Origin of the sequence: Nitrososphaera sp., from assembly GCF_050748925.1 — an archaeon.
In the GTDB taxonomy this organism is placed as follows: Archaea; Thermoproteota; Nitrososphaeria; order Nitrososphaerales; family Nitrososphaeraceae; genus Nitrososphaera.
In genome coordinates this window covers 1-6,810 of the sequence record NZ_JBOGQF010000098.1, presented here as the reverse complement: position 1 = coordinate 6,810, position 6,810 = coordinate 1, and the positions used below count along the sequence as shown (strand labels likewise).

At 54.1% G+C, this 6,810-nt stretch carries 7 protein-coding genes, 1 tRNA gene and 1 pseudogene; 3 read left to right on the top strand and 6 right to left on the bottom strand.

The window, feature by feature from the left end; all coding sequences use genetic code 11:
- Positions 1-520, bottom strand: a pseudogene (locus ACREAY_RS08655) (pantoate kinase); the annotation flags it as partial.
- Between the two features lie 68 nt (positions 521-588).
- On the opposite strand from ACREAY_RS08655, the gene ACREAY_RS08650 reads away from it, so the two are divergent.
- The gene (locus ACREAY_RS08650; protein ID WP_431755369.1) at positions 589-1,599 is read left to right on the top strand and encodes a PhoU domain-containing protein; all 1,011 of its coding nucleotides are present in this window, start codon (positions 589-591) and stop codon (positions 1,597-1,599) included.
- Here ACREAY_RS08650 and mvk read toward each other — a convergent pair.
- The 5 genes from mvk to ACREAY_RS08625 form a co-directional block, all read right to left on the bottom strand.
- Positions 1,596-2,564, bottom strand: coding sequence for a mevalonate kinase (gene mvk / locus ACREAY_RS08645; RefSeq protein ID WP_431755368.1), 969 nt, complete (start codon positions 2,562-2,564; stop codon positions 1,596-1,598). The two genes, ACREAY_RS08650 and mvk, sit on opposite strands and share 4 nt — an antisense overlap.
- Complete coding sequence (locus ACREAY_RS08640; RefSeq protein ID WP_431755367.1) at positions 2,561-3,412, bottom strand: MEMO1 family protein; 852 nt, start codon at positions 3,410-3,412, stop codon at positions 2,561-2,563. The genes mvk and ACREAY_RS08640 overlap by 4 nt, the downstream gene beginning before the upstream one ends.
- A complete protein-coding gene (gene rpsB / locus ACREAY_RS08635; RefSeq protein WP_431755370.1) occupies positions 3,409-3,993 on the bottom strand; it encodes a 30S ribosomal protein S2 in 585 nt (194 codons plus the stop codon). The genes ACREAY_RS08640 and rpsB overlap by 4 nt, the downstream gene beginning before the upstream one ends.
- 110 nt (positions 3,994-4,103) lie before the next feature.
- The gene (gene eno / locus ACREAY_RS08630; protein ID WP_431755366.1) at positions 4,104-5,354 is read right to left on the bottom strand and encodes a phosphopyruvate hydratase; all 1,251 of its coding nucleotides are present in this window, start codon (positions 5,352-5,354) and stop codon (positions 4,104-4,106) included.
- A 27-nt stretch (positions 5,355-5,381) separates the two neighbouring features.
- Complete coding sequence (locus ACREAY_RS08625; RefSeq protein ID WP_431755365.1) at positions 5,382-5,618, bottom strand: DNA-directed RNA polymerase subunit N; 237 nt, start codon at positions 5,616-5,618, stop codon at positions 5,382-5,384.
- A gap of 86 nt (positions 5,619-5,704) precedes the next feature.
- Between ACREAY_RS08625 and ACREAY_RS08620 the strand changes: the two genes are divergently transcribed.
- A tRNA-Leu gene (locus ACREAY_RS08620) sits at positions 5,705-5,792 on the top strand.
- A 211-nt stretch (positions 5,793-6,003) separates the two neighbouring features.
- Entirely contained in the window at positions 6,004-6,267 is a 264-nt protein-coding gene (locus ACREAY_RS08615) for an Lrp/AsnC ligand binding domain-containing protein (protein ID WP_431755364.1), read from the top strand.
- Positions 6,268-6,810: the final 543 nt, after the last annotated feature.

Here is a 6,810-nt window from a genome sequence, read left to right as displayed (position 1 = left end):
TTCCTATGCCGGGTGCCCCTGCCGTCCTGCGCATCTCAAAGCCGCCGGAATATTCTGCAATGACCGTGCCGAGGCCCGTCCTGCACGCGATCTCGGCCCTGTGGGCAAGTTGCGCCGCCTCTGTCGTGCTCAATTTTGAGCTCAGCGCAGCGTTCAATGCATAGCTCGTGCTCAAGGCCGCGGCGCCGCTGGAGCCGAGGCCAAAGCCCACCGGGATGCCGACGTCGTGTTCTACCTTGACAAAATATGGCTCATCTCTCAGGTACTGGTCGACGACCCACTGCGAGACCTCTACCTCGCGGGCCTTTGCCGCCTTGCCGTTAATCAAAATCTTGGACCCCTTGCCTTCGTATAGGTGTACAGCCGTGGAAATTCCTACGTCGATGGAGAAGCCCGCGCCCTTTGATCCCTTGTGCAGCGGGTTTGTCTGCTGGCCTGGCACCTCAAAAAAGCCGGTGACGTGGCCAGGGCTGGAGGCTCTTGCCACGGCTATTGGTGCAGTGACTACAGCCGACGCCATACGTGTGTTATAAGTGTCAGAAAATATAAGAATAATGTTTAATTAGTTTAAATGGGTTTATACTATTTATGCCAAGATACGCAAGGCGCCTCCAGAGAATAGGCAGCAGCATCCTCATCTCGCTGCCCAGCCAGTGGATCAAGAGCAATAACCTGAAAAAAGGCAGCATAGTGCCCGTTGACGTCAACCGCGACAACACGATTTCGATATTCCCGTCAGAGTCAGAGGCCGAGCACACAAAGGAGGCCATGATACAGTATTCGCCGGCCTCGATGGATATGCTCGTCAACCAGGTCTATGGCGCGTACCTGCTTGGCTACGACATGATAAGGGTCAGGGCGGCCAACTCTATAACGTACGAAGACGCCGAGAGGTTCAAGCGCGCCATGAGAAAGCTGGTGGGCCTAGAAATTATAGACGAGGACCGCAAGTCAATCACGTCGCAATTCCTGCTGGATCCAAACACGCTTGACGCTGAAAAGATCCTCCGCCGGCTCAACTCCATCGTGGCGGGCATGTTCCGAGAATCGATGGAAGCAATCCGGTCCAAAGAGAACACGGTGCGCAAGTCTATAGACGCCCGCGATGACGAAGTCGACCGGCAGTATTTCCTGCTGGTGCGCCTCATAAGGAGCGCCATGATGGACCAGAGGCTTGCGGGCAAGCTCAACCTCAGCAACATCGACATCCTCGACTACAGGATAGCCGCCAACCTGCTTGAAAGCGCCGGCGACTATATCGTCGACCTTGCCAGCCCGCAGGATTTCTCGCACATCTACTATGTCGACAAGTTCGTTCAGGCAGGCGAGCTTGTCGAAAAGATGCAGGAAAGGGCGGTAATGGCCTTTGCCAGCAAGAACCGCTCAGAGTCGATAATCGTGCTCAACATGTACGGCAAGTTCAACGAAGCGATGAACGCTGTCAAGGAAATGTCGGCGGCAGACAAGGCAGAGGACCCCGAGTCTACGATTGCCGTCCTGAACCTCGCCTACTCGATGGACAGGATAGCAAAGTGCTGGGTGGACGTCGCCGATCTGGTAAAGCCAGTCCACCTGGTGGAGCCTTTCAAGAACCCCTAGCTGATGACGAGGCCCCTGGAGTCGATCTCGATCTCAAAGGCGCTATAGCCGGCTTCCTTGATTTCGGCTGCGATCTTTTCGCTGTCCTGCTTGTTTGCGGCAAGTGCGATGATGGCCCCTCCGCCGCCTGCCCCGGTTATCTTGGCCCCAAGCGCGCCGGATTCTCGCGCGATGCCGATGAGCTCGTCCGCCTTTTCGTGCGAGACTCCCAGGCGCACGAGCAGCAGCTGGTTTTCATTCATCAGCATGCCGAGCTGGTCTGCGTTGCCAGAGTTGAGGGCGGCCAGGGCCTGGTTGCAGATGTCCTTTGACTGCGCCATCAGGCCAGCAAAGCCCATCTGGTTCGTCTCCTTTAGCTTGCGCACGCTTGAAACGAGCTCGCCGGTGTTGTGCTTTATCCCCGTGTCTCCGATGACCATGAAAAGGGTGGACTTGTTCTCTATCTTTTTGAACCCTTCGCCCTTGCTGTAGTGGATGAGCCCGCCAAAGGTGCTCACGTAACAGTCCGCCCCTGACGAGTTTTTGTGTATGATGCGCTCTGCCTCGATTGCGCTTTCGCATATCTTTTTCCTGTCCGGCTTGCCGACCAGGGCCTCTACTGCGGCAATAGTCGCCACCAGCGACGCAGCAGATGACCCGAGGCCGACGCTGTAAGGGATGTCGGAGTTGATGTCTATCTCAAGGCCTGCCTGCTGCTTTTTTGCTGCAAGGATCTGCTTTGCGGCAAAATAGATGGGCTCAAGTGCCGCCCTGGCGTTAGAGCCTTCGATTAGCTTGAAGGTAGAGCCGTCAAACTCGCCTGCCGCAATGTCTGACCGTATCGTCACCTTGCCGTCCTTGCCTTTTTTTGCCTCGACGTTTATCCTGCGGTTTATAGAGGCAAGGATTGCAGGGCTTCCGTAAACTACAAAGTGCTCTCCGAACAGGATTATCTTTGCCGGCGCCGACGCTTTGCCTTTTGTCATACAAATACCGCCGATGAATATCCAACCACTGCGCTTTCGTCCCCCATTACGTCGCCGCTTGTCGCATATTTCAACAGCTCGCCCCGGGTGGCGCCCAGGCTCTTTGCCGCCACCATTATCGACGCGATGGCGCCGTAGCCGCAAGCAGAGACATCCATCCTCTCCAGCACCGCGTAAAACTTGTTGACGTCAAGCGACAGCATGGCGCTTATTAGCTCGCTGTCTTTTTTGTGCGCCATCCCGTTTGGCTCGTAGTGGGTGAGGTCCGACGATGCCACGAGCATGGCGCTTATCTCGTTTTCCTGGACCGTGTCTGCGATGGCCTTTCCGAGGTCAAAGGCGGTGTCAATGTCCTGCATAATGAGCACGACAGGAACCAAGGTAAATTTCTTCTTTATGTATTGCAGGAACGGCAACTGCACTTCAAGGCAGTGGTCGCGGCTGTGGGCAAAGTCGTCAAAGTCGACGACTCCCGACCTTTCCGCTATCTCTGCTGCCACCTCGCCGTTCACTTCAACTTGCCCGAGGGGCGTTTCCCATGCGCCGGCGCGCATGGTGGCGACGCCGGAGCCTATGCCGTAGTGGTTCGGGCCGACCATCACGACGGTATCAAAATCAAGCGACGAAAGCTCGTAAAAACCGTTTGCCGCGACCGCGCCCGAGTACGCGTACCCCGCGTGGGGCGTGACGACGCCGTATATTTTTCTCTTGGTGAGGGAAGGCGGCGGCATGCCGGGGCCGAATTTCGTGTTGCGAAAAGACTGGTCAATGGCCAGCCGCAATTCGTTGGCGTCAGAAGGGTAAAACATGCCGGCGACGGCCGGCGAGCGTTTTGCTGTCTTGCTCAAGATATTTCCTCGACTAACTTTGTCTCAAAGTCGTCGATTGATATCTTCATCTCGCTGTCGGACTTGATCTTGCCCTGCTTCTTCAAGACCTCGCGTGCGAGAAGCCAGTAGGCAGTTGCCAGAGCCTTCCTGCCCCTGTTGTTTGCCGGGATGATAAGGTCAACCTTTGAAGTGACGTTGTCGCTGTTTGCGACCGCTATGACCGGCACTCCTGCCCTCGTGGCCTCGATGACTGCCTGCTGGTCGGCCTGCGGGTCGGTGACTATGACTATTTCCGGCTCCATATAGTTTGGAAGCGACGGGTTGGTGAACGTGCCGGGCATAAACCTGCCTAGAATCTGCATCGCGCCTGTCAGCTCGCAGAACTTTTCCACCGGGGTCTTGCCGTATTCCCTTGCCGACGTGACTGCGACCTTTGTAATGTCAGCCCTGCCGACAAACTTGGCCGCTACGTCTATCCTTGCAAGGGTCTTGCTAATGTCCAGGATATACAGGCCTTCGGGGTTTGCGCGCACGATGAACGGCGTCATGTATTTCGTCTTGACCGGCGTTCCTACCCTGATGCCTGTTGAAAGTATCATCTTTTCTAAATTGTCAGTGTCAATTGACTCCTGGCCTTCCGGGCTCTCGACCACTGTCGTTTCTTCGACAGCCGCCTCAGTCTCCGGGACAGATCCGTCTTCGGGATTGCTCATGTTGCAGGGGAAAGTTCGGCCATCCCAGCTATTAAATCATACTCTGACATGCGCAAGAGCTCGTTCAGCTTTGCGACCCTCTCGCCGCCGAGCACGCCTGTCTTTAGCATCTTTGATCCTGTCGCCACCGCAATGTGCGAGATGTGCGAGTCCGGCGACTCGCCAGACCTGTGCGACGTGATTATCCTGATGTTGTTTTTCGTACATTCCTTTGCAAACAATAGCGCGTCGTGCAGGCTGCCGGCCTGGTTCACCTTCAGAATCGCCCCCGAGCACGCGCCGGCCTTGACTGCCTTTTTCACCATCGCCGCGTTTGTCACGAGCATGTCGTCGCCTGTCACGAGCGTCCTTGGGTTCTTTTTCGTAAGGACTGCCATGCTCTCGAAATCTGTCTCGTGGACGGGGTCCTCCGCGTATGCCAGCTTGTAGTCGCGCATCAGCCTGTTTGCGAACTCGATCTGCTCGCCGGTGTCGCGTTTCAACCCCTGCCGGGCATAGTCGTAGACGTTGTTTTTCTCGTCCCAGAAGGACGAGCTGGCAAAGTCGATGCCAAGTGCCATGTCCCTGCCAAGAGCGTAGCCGCAGTTCTTGACCGCCTTTTCCGCGATCTCGAGCGCCTGGTCGTTGTTGACGTTTGGTGCCCACGCGCCTTCGTCGCCCCTGCCGTACGTGAACTTGCCGTCTATCGACTCGATGACTTTGCGCACCTCGCCGTGCAGCTTGAAGTTCATTTCGAGCGCCTCAGTCACGCTCTTTGCTCCGACCGGGCAGGCGAGGATCTCCTGCAGGTCCGGCGTGCCGGGGCCCGCGTGCGCCCCTCCGCCAATGATGTTGCCAAGCGGGAACGGGAACCTGTACGGGCCTTTTGGCTTTAGCAGCTTGAAAAGCGGGACGCCTTGCGCCCTTGCGGCGGCGTCCACCGCCGCTATCGAAAGCGCGTAGGCGACAGAGCCGCCAATCTTGCTATAATTGTCAGTATCGTCGATTGACCTGAGAGCGTCAAAGACTGCCTTGGTGTCCGACGCGTCAAGCCCGATGAATTTTTTCCTGCTCGCGTTGAACGCCGCAAGCGCCTTTTCGGCCTTGTTGTCCGGAAAGCTCTGGGCCTCGAGCTTGCCAACGCTTGCGCCGGACGGCGCGCAGGCGCGGCCTGCAAAGTTCCTGTCCGCTATTACGTCAATCTCGATGGTCTTGCTGCCCCTGCTGTTAAAGACTATTCTGGCGTCAAGTGAGGTAATGGAAGGCAATATGCTGAAAACCGTCGGGTTCGTTATTTATTCTATCTCGGTCTGGACCTCAGACATTCTGCGCCTCAGCGCCTCGTAGTATGGGATGATCTGGTAGATGGTCTCGACGCTTGATATGAACATGCGCCTGCAGCAGTACCGCTTGACGCCGAGCGAGTCCATCACCTTTGCCGGGTCCTCTCCTGCCTTGACCCTGCTGGTGTACTCACTGTTCTTGTCAGCGATGAGCCCGCCACACGTAAAGCAGCGTACGGGAATAAGCATCTGCAATTCTTACAATTATTGCATTATAAAAACCATTGCGGCGTACGTAATATTCAAATTAGCGCGCCGTCGCGTCTATGAATGGAGCGGGAGTCGCCCAGCATGGCCAAAGGCGTAAGACTGAGGCTCTTATCCCGAAGGGGTTCGTGGGTTCAAATCCCATCTCCCGCACCATTTTTACTCTATACCGCTATCGTGCTTTTCCAGTGGAAACATGGCAGAATAATTGTTCTTTTATATGGGCTTGAAATGGGTGCGCGAAGTGCGGCGGGAAAAACACTGCAGCTTTCGATGCATGTTATTATCCTCCAATCTGTGTGTTTCGTGACAGCCAAAAAAACTAAATACCAAGTTATGACAAATAACAACCAGGCAAGGTTTCGAAATGCCAACCGCATATGTCCTTGCGAATTGTATTGCTGGGGTCGAGGAGAAAATCATAGATGAAATTGCGAAAATATCCGAAGTCAGAGAGGTAAGAGGAACATATGGGGTCCATGACATTTTTGTCAAGGTCAAATCCTCAGAGATGGAAACATTGAATCACGCTATTACTAGCGAAATCAGGAGAATACCGGGAATAACTTCGACTATGACATTGGTGGTCATCGAGGAGCAAGGCGGTAAAGAGGAGCGAAAGCTGATTTAGCGTCAGCATAAATGGTCCTACTAATTAAGCAATCTCGCCTCAATCAGGATACGGGTTAGCAATTAGGTTATAAGGCCTAGAGAGACTCGAACTGCAGTGCTGGGTTTACTAGAAGTCATCTCATAAATGGCTACTTACCCAAAAAGTAAGTAGGTGCAGCTATGAATCTAGTAGTCAAAAAGCGGTCAATCATTCAACTGCTGCCTTGTCTTCCTATTTATGAGATAAGTTCTAGTAAAAGCAAGCGTAAATCCCACTTTCCGCACCATTTACTAGGCGCTGTTAAGTTATTTGGTCACAAACATTGTCCTGCGATCAGCTATAACCCGAAGATTGAACAGTACCCTATCTGACTACGAGTTAAACAGTACTGCAGAAACTACTTTTCTTGACAAAGCCGGCTGCTAGGATTTCTTATATACATACACGATGTAATTGCTTTGAATGGGATTTTTGGATAGGTTCCGAAAGAAAAAGGAAGAAGAAAAGCAGAAAACCCCAGTGGATTCAAACACAACACAAGGACAGCAACAGCCACAAAGG

Excerpts from the sequence above, each read along its gene's own strand:
- mvk (WP_431755368.1), bottom strand. The coding sequence starts at position 2,564 with ATGACAAAAGGCAAAGCGTCGGCGCCGGCAAAGATAATCCTGTTCGGA.
- ACREAY_RS08650 (WP_431755369.1), top strand. The coding sequence starts at position 589 with ATGCCAAGATACGCAAGGCGCCTCCAGAGAATAGGCAGCAGCATCCTC.
- ACREAY_RS08625 (WP_431755365.1), bottom strand. The coding sequence starts at position 5,618 with ATGCTTATTCCCGTACGCTGCTTTACGTGTGGCGGGCTCATCGCTGAC.
- rpsB (WP_431755370.1), bottom strand. The coding sequence starts at position 3,993 with ATGATACTTTCAACAGGCATCAGGGTAGGAACGCCGGTCAAGACGAAA.
- ACREAY_RS08615 (WP_431755364.1), top strand. The coding sequence starts at position 6,004 with ATGCCAACCGCATATGTCCTTGCGAATTGTATTGCTGGGGTCGAGGAG.